The 19,544-nt window shown below is 65.8% G+C and carries 17 protein-coding genes and 1 tRNA gene; 11 read left to right on the top strand and 7 right to left on the bottom strand.

The features are described from left to right. Positions 1 to 47: 47 nt before the first annotated feature. Entirely contained in the window at positions 48 to 305 is a 258-nt protein-coding gene (gene grxC, locus AC1DVA_RS05560) for a glutaredoxin 3 (protein ID WP_476805271.1), read from the bottom strand. Between the two features lie 31 nt (positions 306 to 336). Continuing rightward, entirely contained in the window at positions 337 to 1,080 is a 744-nt protein-coding gene (locus AC1DVA_RS05555) for a ComF family protein (RefSeq protein ID WP_476805270.1), read from the bottom strand. A gap of 298 nt (positions 1,081 to 1,378) precedes the next feature. Between AC1DVA_RS05555 and AC1DVA_RS05550 the strand changes: the two genes are divergently transcribed. Beyond that, positions 1,379 to 1,454 (top strand) — tRNA-Glu (locus tag AC1DVA_RS05550). Between the two features lie 14 nt (positions 1,455 to 1,468). Here the strand turns inward: AC1DVA_RS05550 and AC1DVA_RS05545 are convergent. Together AC1DVA_RS05545 and AC1DVA_RS05540 are read right to left on the bottom strand one after the other, a co-directional pair. Next, the gene (locus tag AC1DVA_RS05545; protein WP_476805269.1) at positions 1,469 to 1,744 is read right to left on the bottom strand and encodes a hypothetical protein; all 276 of its coding nucleotides are present in this window, start codon (positions 1,742 to 1,744) and stop codon (positions 1,469 to 1,471) included. A 194-nt stretch (positions 1,745 to 1,938) separates the two neighbouring features. Next, positions 1,939 to 2,274 carry a hypothetical protein gene (locus AC1DVA_RS05540; protein ID WP_476805268.1) on the bottom strand — a complete coding sequence of 112 codons (336 nt, stop codon included), beginning with the start codon at positions 2,272 to 2,274 and terminating at the stop codon, positions 1,939 to 1,941. 81 nt (positions 2,275 to 2,355) lie between these two features. On the opposite strand from AC1DVA_RS05540, the gene AC1DVA_RS05535 reads away from it, so the two are divergent. From AC1DVA_RS05535 to AC1DVA_RS05490, 10 genes are all read left to right on the top strand, one after another. After that, on the top strand, positions 2,356 to 3,705 hold the full coding sequence (locus tag AC1DVA_RS05535; RefSeq protein ID WP_476805267.1) for a polysaccharide biosynthesis/export family protein: 1,350 nt from the start codon (positions 2,356 to 2,358) through the stop codon (positions 3,703 to 3,705). Between the two features lie 75 nt (positions 3,706 to 3,780). Beyond that, positions 3,781 to 4,449, top strand: coding sequence for a LuxR C-terminal-related transcriptional regulator (locus AC1DVA_RS05530; protein WP_476805266.1), 669 nt, complete (start codon positions 3,781 to 3,783; stop codon positions 4,447 to 4,449). A gap of 401 nt (positions 4,450 to 4,850) precedes the next feature. After that, complete coding sequence (locus AC1DVA_RS05525) at positions 4,851 to 5,543, top strand: sugar transferase (RefSeq protein WP_476805265.1); 693 nt, start codon at positions 4,851 to 4,853, stop codon at positions 5,541 to 5,543. Between the two features lie 115 nt (positions 5,544 to 5,658). Beyond that, positions 5,659 to 6,816, top strand: a complete 1,158-nt coding sequence (locus AC1DVA_RS05520) for a glycosyltransferase (RefSeq protein ID WP_476805264.1) — start codon at positions 5,659 to 5,661, stop codon at positions 6,814 to 6,816. A gap of 102 nt (positions 6,817 to 6,918) precedes the next feature. Beyond that, on the top strand, positions 6,919 to 7,611 hold the full coding sequence (locus AC1DVA_RS05515; protein ID WP_476805263.1) for a class I SAM-dependent methyltransferase: 693 nt from the start codon (positions 6,919 to 6,921) through the stop codon (positions 7,609 to 7,611). Positions 7,612 to 7,690: 79 nt separating this feature from the next. Continuing rightward, the gene (locus tag AC1DVA_RS05510; protein ID WP_476805262.1) at positions 7,691 to 9,100 is read left to right on the top strand and encodes a hypothetical protein; all 1,410 of its coding nucleotides are present in this window, start codon (positions 7,691 to 7,693) and stop codon (positions 9,098 to 9,100) included. After that, on the top strand, positions 9,097 to 11,100 hold the full coding sequence (locus tag AC1DVA_RS05505) for a glycosyltransferase (RefSeq protein WP_476805261.1): 2,004 nt from the start codon (positions 9,097 to 9,099) through the stop codon (positions 11,098 to 11,100). The genes AC1DVA_RS05510 and AC1DVA_RS05505 overlap by 4 nt, the downstream gene beginning before the upstream one ends. Beyond that, complete coding sequence (locus tag AC1DVA_RS05500; protein WP_476805260.1) at positions 11,100 to 12,809, top strand: P-loop NTPase family protein; 1,710 nt, start codon at positions 11,100 to 11,102, stop codon at positions 12,807 to 12,809. Before AC1DVA_RS05505 ends, AC1DVA_RS05500 begins: the two co-directional genes overlap by 1 nt. A 24-nt stretch (positions 12,810 to 12,833) precedes the next feature. Further along, positions 12,834 to 13,619 (top strand): FkbM family methyltransferase, encoded by a 786-nt coding sequence (locus AC1DVA_RS05495; RefSeq protein WP_265051477.1) that lies wholly within the window; start codon positions 12,834 to 12,836, stop codon positions 13,617 to 13,619. Next, on the top strand, positions 13,609 to 14,676 hold the full coding sequence (locus AC1DVA_RS05490; RefSeq protein WP_265051478.1) for a glycosyltransferase family 2 protein: 1,068 nt from the start codon (positions 13,609 to 13,611) through the stop codon (positions 14,674 to 14,676). The genes AC1DVA_RS05495 and AC1DVA_RS05490 overlap by 11 nt, the downstream gene beginning before the upstream one ends. 3 nt (positions 14,677 to 14,679) lie before the next feature. On the opposite strand, the gene AC1DVA_RS05485 is transcribed toward AC1DVA_RS05490, so the two are convergent. From AC1DVA_RS05485 to AC1DVA_RS05475, 3 genes are read right to left on the bottom strand one after another with little or no spacing between them, the layout of a single operon-like run. Continuing rightward, a complete protein-coding gene (locus AC1DVA_RS05485; RefSeq protein ID WP_265051479.1) occupies positions 14,680 to 16,119 on the bottom strand; it encodes a lipopolysaccharide biosynthesis protein in 1,440 nt (479 codons plus the stop codon). 51 nt (positions 16,120 to 16,170) lie between these two features. Then, a complete protein-coding gene (locus AC1DVA_RS05480) occupies positions 16,171 to 17,367 on the bottom strand; it encodes a glycosyltransferase family 4 protein (RefSeq protein WP_476805259.1) in 1,197 nt (398 codons plus the stop codon). Beyond that, positions 17,355 to 19,523, bottom strand: coding sequence for an HAD family hydrolase (locus tag AC1DVA_RS05475; RefSeq protein WP_476805258.1), 2,169 nt, complete (start codon positions 19,521 to 19,523; stop codon positions 17,355 to 17,357). Before AC1DVA_RS05475 ends, AC1DVA_RS05480 begins: the two co-directional genes overlap by 13 nt. Positions 19,524 to 19,544 lie beyond the last annotated feature (21 nt).

Genomic DNA, 19,544 nt, shown 5'->3' with positions numbered 1-19,544 from the left:
TAGGCACGGCAGGGTAGCACGGCAGGAAGCCCGGAGGGGCGTCCCGCTCAGGCCGCCAGCAGCTTGTCGAGCTCGCCACGGGCATCGAGCGCATGGATGTCGTCGGAACCGCCGACATGGCGCTCACCGATGAAGATCTGCGGAACCGACGTGCGCCCGCCGGCCTTTGCCGTCATCGTCTGCCGCAGATCCGGCTTGCCGTCGACGTCGATCTCGGTGAAGGCGACCCCCTTCCGGGTCAGCAGGGACTTGGCGGTCTTGCAATAGGGGCACCAGGAGGTGGTGTAGATCGTGACCGGCGGCATGGGCTGGAGTCTCTCTTGATAGCGCTTGATCTCATGTAGTGATTTCCCGGCCATCCGTCACGACCCGCGCGAATGTCAGGATGTCGATCTCCCGGGCACCGGCCCGCAGCAGGGCACGGGCCGCGGCATTGGCGGTCGCGCCGGTGGTCAGCACGTCGTCGACCAGCAGGATGCGCCGGCCTTCGACCTGCGGCCGCATCGCATCCGGCACCCGGAACGCGCCCTGGAGGTTGTCGGCGCGCTGGGAGCGCGTGAGCCCGACCTGCTGGCGCGTGCGCTTGACGCGGACGAGGGCCGTCGGCCGGAGCGGAAGCCCTGCCTGACGGGCCACGACGCCGGCCACCGCGGCGGCCTGGTTGAAGCGCCGGCTCCAGAGCCTCGTGCGGTGGAGCGGGATGGGCGCCACGATCTCTGCCTCGCCGAGAAGTTCGCGGCCGGCCTGCGCCATCATGCGGCCGAGCGTCAGGGACAGCTCGACGCGATCGCCGTATTTCAGGCGGTGCACCAGCTCGCGCGCCACGCCGTCGAAGCGGCAAACGGCCCGCGCCCGCGCGAAGACGGGCGGATCGGCGATCGCGGCCGGCGACAACAGGCCCGCCCCGAGATCGACGGCAAAGGGTGTGCCGAGCCGCTCGCAATAGGAGCGCTCGATGAAGCCCATGCCGCTCCAGCAGGCCGGACACAGCGCCTGCGCCTCGCCCGTCGCCGCCTGGCAGGCGATGCAGATCGGGGGATAGACGACCGACACCAGGCTGCCGAGCCCGGCCCTGAGCACGGCGTGTCCGCGCCGAAGGACGGCGTGGAGTGGATATCGTCGCTGCTCGCCCTGCGTCACGAACCGCTTCCCCAAGGCCGTCCCTGCGGCGTCTGCCCGCTGGAGCGGCCTGAAGGCGCGTCCGGCGGATGGCCCTCAGCATCGAACGTTCCGGAGAGGCGGGCAATCCCGCCGCGTATCTCTGTGGTCGGATGCGAAACGGCGTCGTCGCGCTTCACGAATCTTTTGTCGGGATCACCGCAAAAAGCAGTTGCGGCGGCGCGGTGGTCCGACTACATAGGCGCCCTCGGCCAGCGCTGCTCCCTTCGTCTAGCGGTCTAGGACGTCGCCCTCTCACGGCGAAAACAGGGGTTCGAGTCCCCTAGGGAGCGCCACCGATTTCCGCGGCTCAGGTTCGGCTCTGTCGACGGGCCATGCGGCGGTAGAGCAGATAGAAGCCGCCAGCGATACGGGAACGGAGGCCGTGCCGCTTGTCGAGACTCGTTGAAGGCCCGGGCAGCGCCGCGAGCATGTTCGAGAAGGCGAGATACTGTGTTCTGAGATCGGCGAGCCGCCGGCTGGCATAGGCCATCTGGGCTTCCGCCTCGGACAGCATCTGCTCGTCCTCCGGCTCGCGCTCGAAGTAGATGCCGCTCTCGTTTCCCAGAAGCGATGCTGCGCGCAACCTGGCTTCCTCCAGGCGTCGATCGAGCCCTTTCCGTTCTTGCTCCAGGCTGCGTCTGGCCCTCAACAGCGCGAGCCGAACCGCTTGGTTCCGGCCGTCATCCGTCTGTTGATCGCGATCGGGCCTGCGGAAGCGCGTGATCATCGACATGGGGCAGGGACCTCCCGACGTCGAGATAGCAATTGATGTGCCAATCAGCGCGGCAAGATACGATTCAACGCTGAGCGGAGGCCGGTGCGGGGCTCGTCGCCGGGCCTGTTCGCGAGACGCGCCACAATCATCGCCGCAGCGAATGCGCCGCAGCTCGCGACGAGCGAGGCCAGCATGACGGCAGGCAACGGCCCCAGCGGCCAGGCCATGACGACCGTGAGCCCACCGCCGATCAATGCGGCTAGGAACAGGACAAAAATCATCGGCCACCATTCTCTGACGACGCAGGAAGCCTCGTCAGGACTATACGCGCTCCGCGGGCCGGCACCAATTTGAATCAGGGCCTCGAATCCCGCCAGCCGCTCGATATCATCGGCCATGGCCGTTAAGCCCAGGTGAACTCCGCCGGCGCTTGGCAGAGAACTTGCTATGAGACGCCCTTGTAGCTGTCGAGGGCGTCAATGGTGCTTCGTCGATCTGCCACCGCGTCGAACTGCCGGATCGTGCCGCCACGGCTCGCGCCCCTGCTTGCCGCTGTTGTCGGCGCCTTCTGCTTTGTTTCGACGGTTATGGCCGGCGAGCCCAGCTATCGGGTCGGCCCCTCGGACAAGGTCAGGATCAAGGTTTCCGAATGGAGGCCGAACTCTCGCGAAGTCTTTGAATGGACGGGGCTGAGCGGCGAGTTCACGGTCAATTCCGGCGGGCTGATCTCGCTCCCCATCGTGGGATCGGTGTCGGTCGACAACAGGACGACCGACGAGATCGCGGCGCTCATCGCGGATCGTCTCAAGGTCTCCGCAGGGCTGGTCAATGCTCCCGCCGCGGCTGTGGAGATCGCCCAGTATCGGCCGATCTATGTCGTCGGGGCCGTCGAGAAGCCCGGCGAATACGCCTACCGCCCGGGCCTCAACGCGCTTCAGGCCATCAGCATCGCCGGTGGCTTCCAGCGGGCCGAATTTGCTCTCGCGCGGTTCGAGCGCGAGACCATCGTCGCGGACGGAGAAATCCGCCTGCAGGAGACGCAAAGGCTCGCGCTGCTTCTGCGCCGCGACCGCCTGTTGGCGGAAGCCCAGAAGGCCGATGCGATTGCCTTCTCGCAGGCCCTGCAGCGCTACCCCGATGCCCCGTCCGCGGCGCAAGGCATGCGGGAGGAGACGATGCTGTTCAACGCCCGGCGGACCGCGCTGCTCTCCCAGTTGACGCTGCTGCAACAGGCGAGATCGCTGCTCGAGGATGAGTTGAGGACGCTTGGGGCCAAGGAGACCAATCAGCGGAAGCAGGTCGATCTGGTCCGCCGCGAACTCGACAACATCAACACCCTGATGAGCAAGGGGCTTGCGGTGAGCCCGCGCCAGCTCGCCGTCGAGCAAAACCTCGCCCAGCTCGAGAGCCAGTCGCTGGACCTGATCGTGGCGATGGCGCGGGCCAAGCAGGAGATTGCCCGTACCGAACGCAACAGCCTTGATCTGCAGAACCAGCGCGATGCGGACGTCAGCAGGGAATTGCGGGAGACGCAGACGAGCCTCAAGCAGGCCGATGATCGGATCGGCTCGCTCAAGCTGCTGATCAACGAATCCGGTACGATCGGGCCGCGGCTCGAAACTGAGCAGTCGCGCGCCGCGTCCCGCATGTCGATCGTTCTGATCCGCCGGGAAGGTGGTTTGACGAAGCAGTTCGCTGCCGAGGAGACGTCAAGCGTGCAACCCGGCGATCTCATCAAGGTCGAGCGTCCGCAATTGCAGGCCATCGCGCCTGATTTGCTGTCGCTCGACAGGCGGAAGAGCGATGATGCCGGCGTGAAGCAAAATTGAGATCCAATGAATCTATAAAAAAAGACTGGGGGAGGAGAGTGGAAGCGACGACCTGACCAAAGGGACGCCATGAGTTTGGCCTCGGATACGAAGCTGCGTGTCTTCATATGCGACGAACACCCGATCCTCGTGGCCGGAGTGCGATCGTTTCTCGGCCGCTCGCCCGATATCGAGGTGGTCGGGGAAGCAAGTTCCGCTGGGGCATTCTTGCCTCTGATAAGCGAGGCGTGCCCCGACATCATCATCGTCGACGCTGTGCCAGGCGGGATTTCGCTCATCAGGTGCCTCGTCCAGGCATTCCCCAATGCGCGCATCATCTGCCTGTCCGAGCAGGACGACCATCGCCATATCGGAGAGGCCTTGGCGGCCGGGGCGCGTGCCTATGTCCTGAAGACTTCGCCGGGCGAGAGCCTGCTGCGTGCGGTCGAGGCGCTCCGCCGGGGAGGCCAGTATGTCGAGGGCCAAGGGGTGCGTGCCGGCGGACAGCTGGCCGGCGGCTCGAACGGTCACCGAACGGTGCTCAGCGAGCGTGAAGTCACGGTCCTCAGGCTGGTTGCCTTCGGTTACAGCAGCAGGGAGATCGCAACGCGCCTGGGCCTGACGACAAAGTCCGTCGAAACCTACAAGATCCGGGCGACCGGGAAACTCGAACTTCACGGCCGCTCCGACATCATCCAGTACGCCATCGTCATGGGGTGGTTCCAGGGCGTGGCGCGGCCCGCCTCGATCGCGGCGCCGAATTAGACCGCCAGCAGCGCCCCCGCCTGAATTTGGTGTGGTTGGGTCTGGGCTACCTCTCCCCTTCCTGTAGGCCGGATTGCTCTCTTCGTGCTGCCATAGGCGGATGGTCGGCAATGCCGTGTCCAGGGTGACATTCCCTAAGGGAGTGGCTCAATTTAACCCAAGGTAATGCAAATTAATTGGGCGAATGAATTGTCGTAATACGCTCGGTCGCAAAGCGATGAATTTAGAGCCATTTTCGTTCTCGTTTTGTAGGGTATTTTCTGATGGCTGGTTGAAAAAGCATCATCTCATGTATTGATAGTATAAATAGTAATCAGCAACTAAATTGATCTTGAAGTTTGTTTAACTTGGGTTGATATTTTCTTAAGCGACGTTGTCGTCTTACGGCCAAGGGTGATGCCATGGCGAAATCAAATCGACCGTCTGGCCTTTCTCTTCCGCGTCCAGTCGGTACGCGGCTGAATCCCAAAGTTCGGTCTGCTGCGGAACGTGCCGCCAAGCGTTCGTTCGACGTTGTTCTGGCGCTCGTGCTTCTGGCTTTCCTGATCCCGTTGCTCGTCGCGCTCTCGGCGGTGATCAGCGCATCCGATGGCGGCCCGGCGCTCTTTCGTCAGAGGCGGGTCGGCAGACAGGGCAAGCCGTTCACCTGTCTCAAGTTCCGGACGATGCGATGCGACGCGGAAAAGGCGCTTAACGACCTCCTGGAAGCGGACTCCGAGGCCGCGCGGGAGTGGACAGAAAATCAGAAGCTCTCTTGCGATCCACGCATTACGCCGCTCGGGCAATTCTTGCGGCGCACGAGCCTGGACGAGTTGCCCCAACTGCTCAACATCCTGTCCGGGGAGATGAGCTTCGTCGGGCCGCGGCCGATCGTGGAAGCCGAAATCGCGCGATATGGCGAGGCTTTCTCGCAGTGCTTCTCGGTGCCTCCGGGCCTGACCGGTCTCTGGCAGGTGAGCGGGCGCAGCGACTGCGGTTATGTCACGCGAGTGGCGCTGGATGCGCGCTATGCGCGCGACTGGACCCTCGCGCTGGACCTCCAGATCCTCGTGCAGACCGTTCCTGCCGTGCTTTCGGGGAGGGGAAGTCGATGAATTCGGGCCTCGTCTCCAGCCTCGAGCTTTCATGCCTGCACAAGCGATGCTCTCCGCCGGCTGCCGATACGCGGCAGGGCGTGCGGTCCCACAGGACGACAGCGGAGGCGGCGCCATGAAGGTCGCGATCATCCACTACTGGCTGGTCGGCATGCGGGGCGGCGAGAAGGTCGTCGAGTCGCTGTGCCGCATCTATCCCGACGCGGACATCTTCACGCATGTCTACGTGCCCGAGGCCGTCTCCGAGGAAATTCGGCGGCATCGGGTCATTCCGAGCTTCATCAATGGCCTGCCCCGGGCCCGAAAGATGTATCAGAAGTATTTGCCGCTGATGCCGCTCGCGCTCGAGCAGCTGGATTTGCGCGGCTACGATCTGATCATCAGCAGCGAATCCGGGCCTGCGAAAGGCATCGTGCCTCCACCCGGATCGATGCACATCTGCTACTGCCACTCGCCGATGCGGTACATCTGGAACATGTTCCACGATTATCGCGAGAGATCGGGTTTCATCACGCGATGCATGATGCCTATTTTCGCGCATTACATCCGCAATTGGGATGCAAATTCCGCGAGCCGCGTCGATCACTACATCGCGAATTCGGAGACGGTCGCAGGAAGGCTGTACCGTTACTATCGCCGGGCCGCTGCGGTGATCAACCCGCCGGTCAATGTCGATGYGTTCGAGGTCGTGCCGAACGAGGCCGTCGAGAACTACAGCCTCATGGTCGGCGAACTCGTGCGCTACAAGCGGCCGGAGCTGGCGGTCCAGGCCTTCAACGAATCCGGCCGTGAGCTCGTCGTCATCGGCGGCGGCGAAATGCTGGGTGAATTGCGCCGGCTTGCGAAGCCGAACGTCAGGATTCTCGGACCGCAACCCTTCGACGTACTGCGGCATCACTATTCCCGGTGCAGAACGCTGATCTTCCCCGGCGAGGAGGATTTCGGGATCGTTCCGCTCGAGGCCATGGCCAGCGGTCGTCCCGTCGTCGCCTATCGTCGCGGCGGGGCCACCGAGACGGTCATCGAGGGCAAGACCGGCATCTTCTTCGACGAGCAGAGCGTCGAAGCCATCATCGCGGCCGACAACCGGGCGCGCGCGATCGCCTGGGATTCCGGCGCGATCGCCGACTATGCGCATGGTTTTTCGCGGGATGTCTTCGAAACGCAGATCAAGCTGCACATCGAGCAATTGCTGAAGCCGCTGCCGAACACGATGCGGAAAGCGGTCCTGCATTCCGGACTCACGCCGCAGCTCGCCCCGGCGGGAGGTTGAGGAATGCGTCGTGACAGGGACCGCATCGCCAACGCACCGGGAACGCGTTCGCCCGGGCTCGCAGAGCGCGATAGCCCCCGCAACCCTTGTTGAGTGAGTGCCGTGCAGACGATCTACGAAACCGAGCAATATGCCGACCGGAATCCGAACTGGCACGAAGAGGATTCGCCCTGGAAGGCGAAGCATGTCGCCGAGATCATCAGGAAGAACGATCTCGACTTCGAGACGATCTGCGAGGTCGGCTGCGGTACGGGGGAGATTCTGCTCAACCTCGCCGCCGCGTTCCCCGAAGCAAGGTTTTCGGGCTACGAGATCTCGCCGCATGCCTATCGGCGTGCGAAATCGAAGGAGACCAATCGTGTCCGGTTCCATCTCGCGAACCTGATCGAAGAGGATGGGCCCCATTTCGATATCCTCGTCATCGCCGACGTCGTCGAGCATGTCGAGGATTACATTTCCTTTCTGAAGAGCCTGAAGGACCGTGCCCGCTACAAGGTGATCCACGTTCCGCTGGATCTTTCGGTTCAATCGGTTCTGCGGGCCTGGCCGATCATGGGGCTCAGGGAGAGCGTCGGGCATCTACACTATTTCTTCAAGGACAGTGTCCTCGCGACGTTGAAGGACTGCGGATACGTCGTCCTCGACTACAAATACACGGCGAGCCGGCTGGAGCTTCCCAATCAGGCCTTCAGCAGCCAGCTGATGCGGCTGCCGCGCCGGCTCCTCTATTCGGTCAATCCGGATTTCGCCGTCCGCATGCTCGGGGGCTATTCCCTGATGGTTCTGGCGGAATAGCCATGGATGGCGGGCGCAGGCAGGTCGCGGGGCATCGGAGCCAGCAGTTCCTCCAGCAGGATGCGGGAGGCCGCCGGACATGATGCTGGAGCCGATCGGCCTGGTCACGGTCCTCATCGGGATCGCCTGCCTTCTCTCCACGATCGAAGCCTCTCTCGTCGGCCTCGGTATCGCGGCCGTGCTGGGCGCGGCCTGCGCGCTGTTCGTCGGCGGGGCGAATGTCCAGCCGGGCCACCTGTTCCTCGGCTTCGTCGTGATCGCGGCCCTCAGCCGCAGGCGGGAGGCCAGCACCGCGATCCGGGCGCTCAACCCCGATGAGCCCGGCTTCTGGCTCGCCTGCCTCGCGATATATGGGGTCGCCAGCGCCTTCTTCGTGCCGCGCCTGTTGGCGGGCACGACTGACATCGTCGCGTTGGGAACCTCGATCTACGAGGATAATGGTTCGACTGTGCCGCTGACGCCGGTCTCGAGCAATCTCACGCAGAGCGTCTATCTGATCGCCAATCTCGTCTGTTTCCTTGCGGTCGTGGCGATCGCCGCGACGCAGAAGGGGTTCGAGGCGGTTCTGAAGGGCGTCCTGGCCTATTGCGCCGCCAATCTCGCCTTCGCGGCGATCGATCTCGCGACCTTCTATTCCGGCACGCAGGCCGTGCTCGAATTCATGCGCAACGCCCAGTACGTGATGCATACCGAGGATCAGGTCGCCGGAATGAAGCGCATTGCGGGCTCGTTTCCGGAGGCCTCGGCATTCGCGCGCTCCACGCTCGGCGTGTTCGGCCTGACCGGGACGCTTTTCCTCTGCGGTCGATACACGCTCCTGACGGGAGGCCTTGCCGTCTGCGCGGCTGTCTCCCTTGTCTTCTCCACCTCGTCGACCGGGCTCGCCGGGGCGCCATTGATGTTGCTGCTGCTCTACGCGACTGCCGTCCTACGCGCGCAGCGGCCGGGCGGTCGCACGGCGGCGGTGGTCGTGGTCGCAGCACCGGCCGCCGCGGTCGCGGTGTGCATCGGCGTGATGCTGGAACCAACGCTGTCCCAGATCATCCAGGACTATTTCAACCTGGTTCTCCTCGACAAATCGTCTTCGGATTCCAGCATCGAGCGCAGCGCCTGGAATGCGATATCGTTCCAGAACTTCCTGGATACCCACGGCATCGGGGTCGGGCTCGGCACCGCCAGGGCGTCGAGCTTTGCAGTCGCCCTGCTGGCGACGGTGGGTGTTCCCGGCGCGCTCTTCTATGGGGCCTTTCTCGCCAGCGCGCTTTTCATGCGGCAGGGCATTCCGGGCAGCTTCGCCACCGATGTGCGCCTCGCCGCTCGCCACGGCTGCATCGGCCTGCTGCTGGGCGACATGCTCGTCAGCCCGGTGATCGACCAGGGCCTGTTCTTCTACATGCTCGCCGCGCTGGCCGCCGCACGGCCGAAGGGCGAGACGGATACCGCGAGATCGATGATCCCCGGCTTTCCCGGCAGGAGGCTGCCGGCATGAGTTCCACGACCGGCTTCGCCATCAACGGCCGCTTTCTGACGCAACGGGTGACCGGTGTGCAGCGCTACGCCCGCAACGTCGTTGCCGCGATCGACGCGGCGCTTGTCGAGCGCGGACAGGCTGCGGCGATCATCGGGCCGCGCCGTGTCGACGATCCTGGCTTTCAAGCGCTGCCGCTAACCCGCACAGGCCGTCTCTCCGGCCATGGCTGGGAGCAGCTCGAACTGCCGATCTCGTTCTCCGGTCCGCTTCTCAACCTCTGCAACACCGCGCCGCTGGCAAAGGGCGAGCAGATCATCTGCATCCACGATGCGAACGTCTTCACCGCTCCCGGCAGCTATGGCCGGGCGTTCCGGGAACTCTACACCCGGTTGCAGCCGCTTTTGGTGCGCCGCGCGGCCCGCATCGCGACGGTGTCGCAGGCCTCGGCGCGGCAGCTCGCCCGCTACCTGCCGATCCGGGCGGAAGAGATCGCCGTGCTGCCGAACGGCCACGAACATGCCCTTGCCTGGCGGCCGGAGCGCGCCGAGACGGCGCCGCTGCTGCTCGCGGACAGAGCGGGCCGCCGCTTCGTGCTGGCGCTCGGCTCGCGGGCGCGACACAAGAACCTGAAGCTCCTGATCGATATCGCTCCCCAGCTCGCTGAAAGCGACATCGATGTCCTGATCGCCGGGGGCGAAGGCGACATCTTCGCGCCGGAAACGCTGCGCGCGGCGCCCAATGTCCACCTCCTCGGCCGCCTGTCCGACGATGATCTCGCTTATCTGATGGACAGGGCGCTGTGCCTCGCCTTTCCGTCGCTGACCGAGGGCTTCGGTCTGCCGATCGTGGAGGCGATGGCACGCGGCTGCCCCGTGGTCTCGTCCGATTGCGCGAGCATGCCCGAAGTGTGCGGCGATGCCGCGCTCCTGGCCCCACCGACGCAGCCGGAGACCTGGATCAGCTCAATTCTGACTCTCGCCGGGTCTCCCGGCTTGCGCGAGGAGCTGAGCGGGAAAGGGCGCGAGCAGGTGGCGTCCTTCTCCTGGGCGCAGACCGGCGCCGGCTATCTCGATCTGCTTCGCCAGCCTGCGGCGTCGCTCTCCGGGCGAGCGGCCAACCTGTCGCGGCGGCCGCAAATCGCCGTCGTCATCGCCACGCGGGGCCGCCCGGATGTGGTCTCCCGCACCGTCGGGCATCTCCTCGCGCAGCAATCGCTGAAGCCGGATGACGTGATCGTCTCCTGTTGCAGCAGCTCGGATGCCGGCGATCTCGTCGGCAGCCCGGACGTGACGATCGTGACCGGCCCGGCAGGGCTGGCTGCCCAGCGCAATACGGCGCTGGCCCGGCTGCCGCCGGGAGCTGAGATCGTCGTGTTCTTCGACGATGACTTCGTCGCGCACCGGGACTGGTTGGCGCGGGCGGCGGAGGCCTTCCGGGACGATGTCGACGTGGCCGCGCTCACAGGCCGCGTCCTGGCGGACGGCGCCACGGGGCCGGGCATCGGCTTCGAGGAGGCCAGCCGGCTGGTCGAGCATGTTCCACGCAGCGACTGGTCCTGGATCGACAGCTACAGCCCCTATGGCTGCAACATGGCCTTCCGTGTTTCGCAGCTCGGCGATCTGCGCTTCGACGAGCGCCTCGTGCTCTATGGCTGGCTCGAGGACCGGGACTTCGGCGCCGCGCTCGCCAGGAAGGGCGGTCGCGTCGCCAAATCCGCAGAGCTCGTCGGCGTGCACATGGGCGTCAAGAGCGGCCGGATCGCGGGCGACCGCCTCGGTTACTCGCAGGTCGTCAATCCGCTCTACATGCTGCGGAAGGGAACCATGACCTTGCCGCAAGTCGCCGGGCAGCTGTTCCGGAACATGGCGAGCAACATCGGCAAGGCCGCCTGGCCGGAGCCGTTCATCGACCGTCGTGGACGCCTGCGGGGCAACGTACTGGCGATCGCCGACGTGCTCCGGGGGCATGTCCAGCCGGAGCGGGCGGCATCGATCACACTCGGTTCGGAGAGGGCATGATGCATAAGGGGTTCACGGGGGGGCGTCGCCTGCAAACGGTCTGGCCGATCGACGAGGTTTCCACCGCGCCGGCGGAGGACGGGCCGCTCGCCTTGCTGAGATCGGTTGGAGCCAAGGTGCGGCGCTATGCGGTCCCGCTCGGTCTGTGGACCGGCCTCTGCATCCTCGCCGCGGGCCTTTACGCTTACACGGCCGTGCCGATCTACTCCGCCACCGCGACGCTCCTGCTCGAGCCGAGGCGCGGGGTGTCTCGCGGCGTCGGGGAGCAGGCGGGCTCAGGGACATTGGACCTCAACCGTGCCGACAGCGAGATTCAGGTCATCCGCTCGGAGCGCCTGTTGAATGCGGTGTTCGAGGGGCTCGGCCTGGCCGAAAAGCCCGAGTTTCTCCCGCAGGGGGGCGCAGCTTTCGGAAACCTTTCGAACTGGATGCGCCGGGTCGCCGGTAGCCAGGTGCGGGGAGGCAGGCGTGCCGTGACCGGCGAAAACCCCGGTGAGAACAAGGACGCTGGTAACGAAGCTTCGTCGCCGGCGCCCGACGCGGCCCTGACGCGGCAGGTCGCATTCGAGAATTTCGCGCGACGCCTGACCGCCCGGCGCGTCGGACAATCCTATGTCGTCGAGATCACCTATTCGTCGTCCGATCCCGCCCTCGCGGCTCAGGTCGTGAATGCCGCCGCCTCGGCCTATATCTGGCAATCCGTCTCGTTCAAGGCCGAGCTCGCCCGGAACGGAGCGGAGAATCTCCAGGGACGCGTGAACGCGCTGGATGCGCAGGTCGAGGCCGCCGGGCGTGCCCTGAACGAGGGCGTCGTGCCGGCGGGGCCGACGCCGGACGCCGATGCCCGGGTGATCGGGGCCGCGCTACGTCCGCTCGCGCCCTCGGCACCGCGAAAGACGCTGATCCTGCTGCTCGGGGCGATCGGTGGCCTGATGAGCGGCCTGATGGTGGCCGCGCTCGTCGGGGCTTTCGATCGCAAGCTGCGCGGCTCCGGCGATCTGCCGCGGCAGGCGGGCTTGCCCTGCCTGGCCAGCATCCCGCAGGGCAACGGCGGTCGCGGCGCAAGGCGTCGGTCCGAGGCGGAAATGGAGCGCCTCGCCGTCACGCATCCGACGAGCGCCTACGCATTGGCCGTCCGCCGGCTGCGCACCGCGGTGGCGCTGGCCTGCTCCGCCAGCAGGCCGGGAGAGAACATGGTCGTCGCCTTCGTCGCCTGTGACACCGGAGCCGGCACAACGACGCTGGTGATGAATCTGGCGCGGGTGATCGGCCGCAGCGGGACGCATGTCACCGTGCTGAATACGGAAGGCCCGGACCGCTATGAGCTTCAGGGTGGCGGGGCCGTGACCGTCGTCGACGCCTTGGCCCATCGCGCGCTGCCCGCTCAGCTGTCCTGCTTCAGGCTGGACGATGTTTCGGTCCTGCCTCTTCTCTCCGCGACCGAGGATCTGAACCATTTCGCTGACTTCAACGACCCGTGCGTGGACGCCATGATCGACGCCGTCAGGCAGAAGGGCGACGTGCTGCTCAATCTGCCTCCGGTCGGCAGCGAGATGGATACGCTCGCTTTGGCCCAGCACGCCGACGCCGTCATCCTGGTCGCAGTCGCCGGGAGCACGCGCATCGACGAGGTCGCGGAGGCTGCGCGCTCCCTTCGAGCCGGGGGAGCGAACGTCATCGGTGCCGTCCTGAGCAACGCGGCGGCCTAGCTGCCGCTGTCGAGAGGTGAAGACATGCTGACTAGAACGACCAAGAGGATGGCGGCAGGTGCCGTAGGCGCCCTGGCCGCTCGGCCCGACGTCCGTCAGATCGTCTTCAACGCCCTGCGATTGCGCCGGCCCGAGATCATGCAATTGCGCGAAGACGATGCGGTCCGCTTTCTCGCCTACGTCTTCGAAAACCTCGACAGCTCAAAGTCCCAGATCCTGCAGGATCTTTGGGTCGCCTACGAGCTTTCGGACATGCGCGGCGGGTTCTTCGTCGAGTTCGGGGCGACGGACGGGCTGACGAACAGCAACAGCTGGCGGCTCGAGAAACAGTTCGGCTGGAGCGGCATCCTGGCGGAGCCAAACCCCGTCTGGCATGACGCCCTCGACCGCAATCGCAGCGGCGCGGTCGACAAGCGCTGCGTTTATGCGCGGTCGGGCGAAACCCTCGGCTTCATGGCGACCGAGGATCCCGAGCTGAGCGGCATTTCGGCGAGCGCGGGACGTGACCATTTCGCTGCGGTTCGGCAGGCCGGGACGCCGATCGAAGTCGAGACGATCTCCCTCGACGATCTGCTCGACCATCACGCCGCGCCCTCGGTCATCGACTACATGTCGATCGACACCGAAGGCAGCGAGCTCGAGATTCTCGAAGCCTTCGACTTCGGAAAGCGGCAGGTGCGCCTTCTCTCGGTCGAGCACAGCAACAGCCCGCAGGAGCCCAAGATCGACGCGTTCCTGGCGCAACACGGCTTCAAGCGGCGCTTTCCGGAGTATTCGCAGTGGGACGGCTGGTACGTCCATGGAGGTTGAGACTCGGGAGGTTGAGACTCGCAGCGTCGGCATGCGCGAGGACCGGCGCACGCCCGCACCGCGGATCGCCGTCATCATCACCTGCTGGAACTACGAGCGCTTCGTCGGGCGGGCGATCCGCAGCGTTCAGGGGCAGAGCTGCGCCGAATGCGATCTGGTGGTGGTCGATGACGGTTCGACGGACGGGTCGTGGGATGCGATCCGCGAAACCGGCGCCACGGCGTTCCGCATCGCCAATGGGGGCCAGCGGGCGGCCTGCCTCTTCGGGCTCGATCAGACCAGCGCCCCCTTCGTGCTCTTTCTCGATGCCGATGACGAGCTGAAACCCGGCGCGCTCGCTGCGATCCTTCCGCATCTCGATGCCGGTGTCGCCAAGGTGCAGTTCCAATTGGCCAGGATCGACGAGAATGGCGAGCGGGTGGGGGCTGCCTTTCCGCCCCTGTCCGCCGGCCGCGATCGTGATCACCTGGTGCAGCGCGTCTTGCGCACTGGCGTCTACACCACCCCGCCGACCTCCGGGAACGTCTTTCGCCGCGATGTTTGCGAGCTGCTGCGCGAGGCCGATTACGACCGGGCGGCGGATGGCGTCATCCTGTTCGCCGCTCCGTTCCTCGGCGATGTCGTCAGTCTCCCGGAGGAGCTCGCGCTTTATCGCGTGCACGCCGCCAACGATTCGGGCCTCGGCAAGCCGCTGGACCCCGGATTGCTGCGTCGCGATCTCGTCCGTTTCGCTCGGCGGATGGAGCATCTGCGGCAGGTCGTCGCCCGCTCCGATGTGACGGTGCCGCTGGTCCAGGCGCAGGAGGCCTACTTCCACCGGGAGCGGAGCTTCTATCTGGCTCTCGCGACCGGAAACCGCCTCGACCGGGGCCAATTCCCGGCGTTGATCGGGAGCCTCTGGCGCGAATATTACCCGGCGAAGATCAAGGCGGTCATGACCCTCTTCTTCGCGCTCGCGGCGGTTCTGCCGCCCAGCCTTGCCGTGCGCCTGCTCGGTTATCGCCTGCAGCCGGGCCGGCGCTCTCCGCTCGGCTTCCTCAAGGCGCTGATGAACTGAACTCTACCAGCGGTCGACGAGCTCCAGCCGACTCGGACCGGCCATGAGCCTGATGCCGAGGATCAGCAGCGTGCAGCCATAGGTCGCTGCCGCCAGAGCCGCGATGATCCCGAATTCCAGCACCGCTTGCAGGCCGAGAGGCGAAAGACGTTCGCGGAGCAGCAGGACGACCACGGTCATGACGGCTGCCGCGGCCAGCACCTTCCAGAGGTTCTTCAACTGCTCGGCAACGCCGACGCCGATCAGGCGATGGGTCGCGTCGAGATAGAAGGCGAACATGATGCCCGAGAGGGCGAGCCTCGCGATGCTGGCGCCCGTCGCGGAAGCGAGGAAGACGCCGAGCGAGACGAGGACGATCCGGAAACCGAGATCGATGACGCTCAGCCGGGCCAGAAGGGAAGGCCGGTCGACGGCCATGCTCAGGGCACACAGCGTCTGGAAATAGGGGATCGGCAGCACCGCGAGCGCCAGCCACTGCAGCAAGGGGGCTGTACCGGTCCATTTCGGGCCGAGCAGGATCGCGACGAGGAGATCGGCGGTAAGAGCTATTCCCAACGCGGCCGGAACCGCCAGCAGCATGGCGATGCGGGCCGCCTTGAGAAAGGCCCTGCGCAATCGCGGCGGGTCGGCATTCATCTTGGAGAAGGCGGCCATGACTGGCTGGAGCGCCGGGCCGATCAGGCTTTGCGTCGGGGCCGCCGACAGGTCGCTCGCGACGGCATAGTGACCGAGTGTCGCCTTGTCGGCCGTCACGCCGATCAGGGCGCGGTCGAGCTGCCAGTTCAGGGCCGAAATGACCTGGGTAGCGGTGAACCAGCCGACGAAGCTGGAGAAATGCGAGAAGCGCGCCAGCGACAATGACGGTTTGTAGGGTGACAGCACATAGGAGACGGCGGAGGCGACGGTCGGCGCCACGACGAAGTTGACGGCGATCGCCCAGAAGCTGCCGCCGGCGAAGACCGTCGCCATCGCGGCGGCGAAGGCGACGACCTTGCCGATGAACTCGGCCACGAACATCGGGCGGAAAGAAAGTTCGCGCGTATACGCGACCATGCCGGGGCTGAAGAGCCCTCGGGCAACGGGGGCGATGGAGAGCACCAGCACCAGCGGCAGGAATTGCTCATGCGCCCCGAAGAACGAGAAGGGCAGCGCCACCAGCAGGATCGCCAGCGCGACGATGACGCTGCGCGCGAGGCCGAGCGTGAAGCCGGTATCGAGATGGCTCTTGTCGATGGTGCGCAGCCGGGTCAGAGCCTGGCTGACCGGCACTTCCAGCACGGTATCGACGATCGCGACCAGGCTCATGGCGAGCGCGGTCGTCCCGAAATCTGCGGGGGTAAGGATGCGGGCGAGGACCAACATCGTGACCATGTCGATCGCGCGCCCGGCGAAACGGGAAAGGATGAGCCAGCTCGCGCCCTTGAAGGTCTTCACAGCGAGCATGTTTGGGCCTTTTCAGGAAGGCTGCCGCAAATCCGGGCACGGAGAGGGAACCTAGGCATGAGCCGCCGCACGCAGCGAAGTGGCCAGCTCCCGATAGAGCTTGCGGGTGTCGAAGCGCTGCCGGACCGTTGCCGCCGCCGCCGCGCCGAATTGCTCGCGCCTGTTCCAGGCATCGGTGATGGCCAGTGCAAGCGCGGCGGGGTCTGCCACCGGCACCAGCCGGCCATCGACCCCGTCCTCGACCAGCCATTCGAAGGCGCGGATCCGGCTCAGCACCACCGAGGCGCCGCAGCCCATGGCCTCGAGCGCGGCGATGGCGACCGCTTCGTTCGAGGACGGCATGGCGTAGACGCCGCAACTGCGGAAAAGCTCGCGCACTGCCGCCCGGCCGAGAAAGCCGTGGAAGACGACACGCTCCGTGACCCCCGCCTCGGCGGCGCATTTCTGCAGCTTGGCGAGGTCCGGCCCCGAGCCGACGATATCCAGGCGCCACTCCTTCGGCAGCAGGGCGAGCGCCCGGATGAGGTCGCTGGTCCGCTTCTGCTTGTCGGTCAAGCGCGCGACGGTGAGGATCGTCTTGTCGCGCCGGCGGCCCGGGTCGGGCGAGAATTCGCTGGTGTCGCAGCCATTGGGCTGGAGCTTCGATCGTCCGCCGAAGGCCTGGACGATGTCGCATTCGTTGGGCGTCTGGCTGTAGACGAACGGCGTCCTGGCGAAGCTGCGGCGCTTGAACCACTTCAGGACGCCCCTGGAAACGCCGCCATGGTCCGCCGCGGTCACGGGGATGTCGACGCGCGTCACGACATGGTCGAAACGCCCGCTCCAATATTCCTGGATATAGAGCAGGTCGATTTCGTCCGCGCTCAGGCTTTCGCGCAGCGGCTTCATCAACGCGATCGTGTTGAGGCGCTCGTCGAGATACAGCGACAGCGGGTTGGTCCGGCTCAGCCGCTTGAGCCAGACCCGCTCCGCCGGAACATACCAGCGCGCCAGCGGCAGGAAGCGCACGGCGACACCGAGCTCCGTTTCGTAGCGCCCGCTCTCGCGGAGGGAGGGAATGTAGAGCGTCGGCCTGATCCCGTTCTCGACGAGGCCGCGGGCGTAGTACCAGGACCAATCACCGCGATAGCTCTTCAGATACGTCTCCCGCGTCTGGCCCTGGACGCCGCCGAAGAAGCCTTCGAAGGAGCCGCAGCTGAGCAGCATCGCGACGTTCATGGGGCGCCCGGGAGCGGTCACCGCAGCCATTGTGCCGACAATCCTCTCACCGCGTAGCCTGCCTCCATCGCCAGCAGCAGCGCCGGGCGCAGATGCGGGAATTCGCGGGCGATGGCGCCTTCCCGCCAGAGATGCGACCGGACCGCAGAGAGGCGCGCTAGCGCATGGCCGGGGCTGTTGCCGTTGATTGCAGCGACGACACCGCTGCGCCCGAAATCGACCGAGCGCCGGCCGACATCAAGCGCGTGCAGATCCTGTGTCGATGGGCGGGTGATCGCCTGCTTCAGCCTTGGCCACGCGCGCTCCGCATCGTCGAGGAGCGTCGCGCCGTCGGGAATCTGATCGATATAGGCGAGGACATCCCGCAGCAGCGCGTTGCCGGCGGCGACATCCACGGCCTCGCGGCGGACGCAGCCGGAATTCGCCAGCACATCGCCCGCGGCGTCTTCATGAAAATGACGTACCGAGGGGATGGCCGGCTCGAACAGGCTTTCGACGAGCTGCCAGTAGCGCAAGACGGTCGTTTCGACCTGGAACGGGCTGTAGACATCCTGCTCGACGAGAAGGCCGACGACCCGCGGGAAATGCGCCTCCGAATGGCCCTTGTAGTTGGACCGCGCGAGCTGGACGGTTTCGATCGACAGTTCCGGAAACCCGTCGGCGAGGAGCCGCTGGGTGCTGCCGTAGAGACCGGTATCGCAGAGCACCAGCCGTCCTCGCCCGGCTGAGACCTGTTTCAGGTGCCGGCGGAAGAGAGCGTTCTGCGCGTCGATATCGTCCACGACCTGCTGGCCTGCGGGCGTTTTGAAGAGATCGTAGAGTTGGTCCGGTACAAACGGTTCGGACCAGTTGGCGGGCAGCTCGCGATTGCGCCCGCTCAAGGCCTGCGCCACGTCGGCAAAGCTGCTGTCCCGGAATTCGCGGCTCAGTTCCTCGAGTGCGGCGGGGCTGCGCCTTGCGATCGCCGCGCGCGCCGCGACGAGACGCGAGATCAGCAGGTTTTCCCGGGGCGTATCCAGCCGCAGATGCAAGCGATCGAGCAGACGTTCGAACGCCTCCCGAATACCGAGGCCGCCACGGGCGCAGAACAGCAGTATCGCGTCGTCATCCTTTCGGAGCTGATCGGCATAGAGCCAGATCCGGAGGCAGAATTCCGCGACGATCGGACCGAGCACCGCACCGGCGAAGCTGGCGGTATCTCCCGGCGTGGGCAGGGCCAGCCGGCTGCCAACCCATGCACGGCCGAGGCGCCGGCGCGCCTCGGCGGCGGCCCCGTGCATACGCGAGACGCGGCGGCGCAGCCGGGCTCGCGGCAAATGAAGCGTCCTGATGCCCAATGCGCAGGGCACTTCATGGTCGGCGATGGCGTCGTCGCCGACATGGAGCAGGCGGTGCGGCGGGACCTCCTCGGCAGCCAGGATCTGGAGGAAGATGTCGCCTTGGCGCTTGGTGGCCGCCTCGTCCGCGCTTGAATAGACCCGGGAGATCAATTCCGGCCCGTGATGATGCTCGATCAAGCCGGCTATGGCCGCCGCCGGCAAGCCCGTGTCACTGATCGCGACAACCGGCAGGCCGGACCGCCGGAGCGCTGCGGCCAGGGCACGGTTGGGTCGCAACGATCGCTTCTCGACCTCGATCTCGATGCCGAGCCGGTCCTGCGCCAGTTCTTCCGGCAGCCCCAGCACCTGGAGCTGGCGTCGGGTGATGTCGAGAAAGCCGACTTCCCCGTTTCCGTTCATATTGACGGCGCGGTGGGCCAGCGCCTGCGCGCGAAGGCGGAGGTCGACGAGCCTCTCCACGGAAACCGAAAAGCCGCGTTCGCCGAGAAACCGGGCAAACAGCCTTTCGCCTTCGACGATCCGCGAGCGCTCCGATCTCAGTCGCCGCAACAGCAGCGTGTCGAAGACGTCCGTGGAGATCAGGCTGACACCATCGAGCCTGCTGTTGAGTTCGCTTGGGCCTCGCACGTCGGAATCCTCGTTCCAGAGCCAGAGCCGCTTGGGCTGAGGTAAAGCGAAGATCGTGCCAGCGCAGTCACGCGCCTCTGCCGCAGCGGCAGAAAGATGCCGAGTCGCATTCCCGAACGTTGGCCTAAGTCTTGCTGGGATCCGGAGTGATGCCGACGCGCCCGGTCTTTTGCCGGATACTTCTGGATCCGGAGCGTCGCGCCCGATCCATCTGGCCACCGATCCGGTGGCGCAGGGATG

Source organism: Allobosea sp. P4_C6 (assembly GCF_056402015.1).
This window is presented reverse-complemented; position numbering and strand designations above follow the sequence as displayed.